The following is a 2,311-nucleotide window of genomic DNA, read 5'->3' as shown; positions in this document are numbered from 1 at the left end:
TATCGACTGTTAATTGTTAAAGAACTTGTTCGGTACTGCCTGCGGCTTGTTGACAAAGCGTTCTGTTTGTCGGCCGCGAAGAAGAAAGAGTATGAGGCGTTTCGCTTGTTTCGTCAACTTCTATTTTCGCTACCCCGTCGTTTCCGACCGGCCCTTTTTGCCCGGCATCGAGTGCCTGTCATTGGGGAGGCGAACTATAGCAAAGGGGCAGCGCTCTTGCAAGGTCTTTCTCTATCTATATGAGAGGGCCATGCGCGGCACTCGCATTCCTGCGTTAGCGCCGGGGCCAACTGCTACAATTTCGCCCTTTCGCGGCACCCAACGCATTAATTCAGAAGACACTAGATGAAACAAGCTCAAAACATCGCGACACGCCCCGGCTTCACTTCCGGCTTCGGCGTACTCGCTGCCACTCTCGGCTCCGCAGTGGGACTTGGCAATATATGGAAGTTCCCGTATCTTACAGGCGCGAACGGCGGCGCCAGCTTTCTGCTGATTTACTTACTCGCGACGCTGCTGGTCGGCCTGCCGGTGATGATTGTCGAAATCACGCTGGGACGCCAAGCCAAGGCCAATCCGATTTCAACGCTGCAGATGTTGGCGCCAAAGGGGCGCATGTGGTGGTTGATCGGTGCGGCCGGCATGCTCGCCGCCTTCATGATTCTGTCGTTTTACTCCGAGGTGGTCGGCTGGATTTTCGCTTATGTAGTGAAGGCCATCGGGGGCACCATCTTAAGTAGCGACCGCCGCGTGACCGAGGCGGCTTTCGGTGCGCTGATCAGCGATCCCCTGCAGTCGCTGCTGTGGCAGTGGGGCGTGCTGATCTTTATTGGCGGCATCCTCCTGATGGGCGTGACCAAGGGCATTGAGGCGCTGACCAAAAAATTAATGCCGCTGCTGTTCGTGCTGCTGTTGATGCTCTGCGCCGTAAGCTTGTCACTGGATAAGGCGCGAGAAGGCCTGGCCTTCCTGTTCCAGCCCGACTTCAGCAAAATCACCGCGTCGGTCGTGCTAACGGCGATGGGCCTGGCGTTTTTCAAGCTATCGATTGGCATGGGCACGATGATGACCTACGGAAGCTATTTCCGCGATGACCAAAATATCCCGCTGACCACCCTTCGCGTGATGAGCGCCGACCTGTGCGTGTCGATGCTGGCGGGTATCGCCATCTTTCCTGCGGTGTTCACCTTCGGCTTCGAACCGGCGGCCGGCCCGGCACTGGTGTTTATCACCATCCCGGCCGTGTTTTCACAGATCCCAATGGGCCAGTTACTGATGGTCGTATTCTTTCTCTTGGCGGCCGTCGCCGCTACCGGTGCGATGCTGTCGCTCATGGAAGTGCCGGTGCTGATTTTCCACGAGCGCCTCGGCTTTTCCCGGCCGAAGGCGACCATGTTGACGATCGCGGTACTGGCGCTGATGGGCTCCTGCTGCGCCTTGAGCAACAGCACGCTGGCCGACTTTAAGCTGTTTAACATGACCATGTTTGACCTGTTCGATTTCGTCTCGTCGAATGTCCTGCTTCCTGCGGGTGGCATTGCGATCGCGCTGTTTGTGGGCTGGGACTGGGGCATCGACAAGTTCAGCCGCGCACTGGGCAATGACGGCCAGCTGCAAAACAAAGGCGTCGCGCGCGCGTTATTTTTCCTGCTGCGCTACGTGTCGCCACTGCTGATCCTGGCCGTCATGCTGAAAGGCTTGAAGTTGTTCTAGACTTTTTGATTGGCGATCAAGGCATGCAGCGCGGCGGCCAAGGCATACATGACCGGCGTCCGCGCGCGCTGAGGCGGACATAGCAGAAAGTACGAGGCGTCATTGTCGACCTCTCCCAAAAACGGCGTCGTCAACGTGCCGTTGGCAAGCCCCTCGGCCGCCCGCCGGGTATCGGCGATTACCACACCGTGGCCCTGCGCCGCGCCACTCAACATCAGATCCTGGGTATCGGAATCCAGCCCGCGGCCCAGGTTGACCCATGCACGGCAAGTTGCTCGAGCCGGCCACACCATTCCGCGCCGCCCGGCCCCGCATGCAACAATCTGGCGGCGCCAAGGTCGCCATGCTACGCTAGCGCGGCCTCCAGCGAGGACGCGCACATCGGTGTCAGCGTCTCCCGAAATGAATATCAGATTCCAGGCCGGGCCGACTACCCGTTCCGCGCACCCTTCTCACCGACGCGCAGGTGTATATTGGTTTAACGCCCACAAAAAAGCGGACGAAAAAAAGCCCCACATCTCTGCGGGGCTTTTTTAATATAACAAGCCTGACGATAACCTACTTTCACACTGGTTGCAGCACTATCATCGGCGCAAAA

General features: G+C 58.1%; 3 protein-coding genes. 2 read left to right on the top strand and 1 reads right to left on the bottom strand.

Going from position 1 to position 2,311, the window contains the following annotated elements; genetic code table 11:
• Both ACFDR9_RS27540 and ACFDR9_RS27535 read left to right on the top strand, forming a co-directional pair.
• Positions 1 to 243: hypothetical protein (locus ACFDR9_RS27540; RefSeq protein ID WP_409033056.1), on the top strand; the 243-nt coding region annotated here is incomplete at its 5' end.
• Positions 244 to 345: 102 nt separating this feature from the next.
• A complete protein-coding gene (locus ACFDR9_RS27535; protein WP_409033055.1) occupies positions 346 to 1,713 on the top strand; it encodes a sodium-dependent transporter in 1,368 nt (455 codons plus the stop codon).
• Here ACFDR9_RS27535 and ACFDR9_RS27530 read toward each other — a convergent pair.
• Entirely contained in the window at positions 1,710 to 1,928 is a 219-nt protein-coding gene (locus ACFDR9_RS27530) for a hypothetical protein (RefSeq protein ID WP_409033054.1), read from the bottom strand. The genes ACFDR9_RS27535 and ACFDR9_RS27530 overlap by 4 nt on opposite strands.
• Positions 1,929 to 2,311: the final 383 nt, after the last annotated feature.

The organism is Janthinobacterium sp. CG_23.3 (assembly GCF_046115965.1).
Lineage (GTDB): Bacteria > Pseudomonadota > Gammaproteobacteria > Burkholderiales > Burkholderiaceae_D > Janthinobacterium.
The sequence above is the reverse complement of the archived record's forward strand: the minus strand, read 5'-3'. Positions and strand labels throughout refer to the sequence as shown.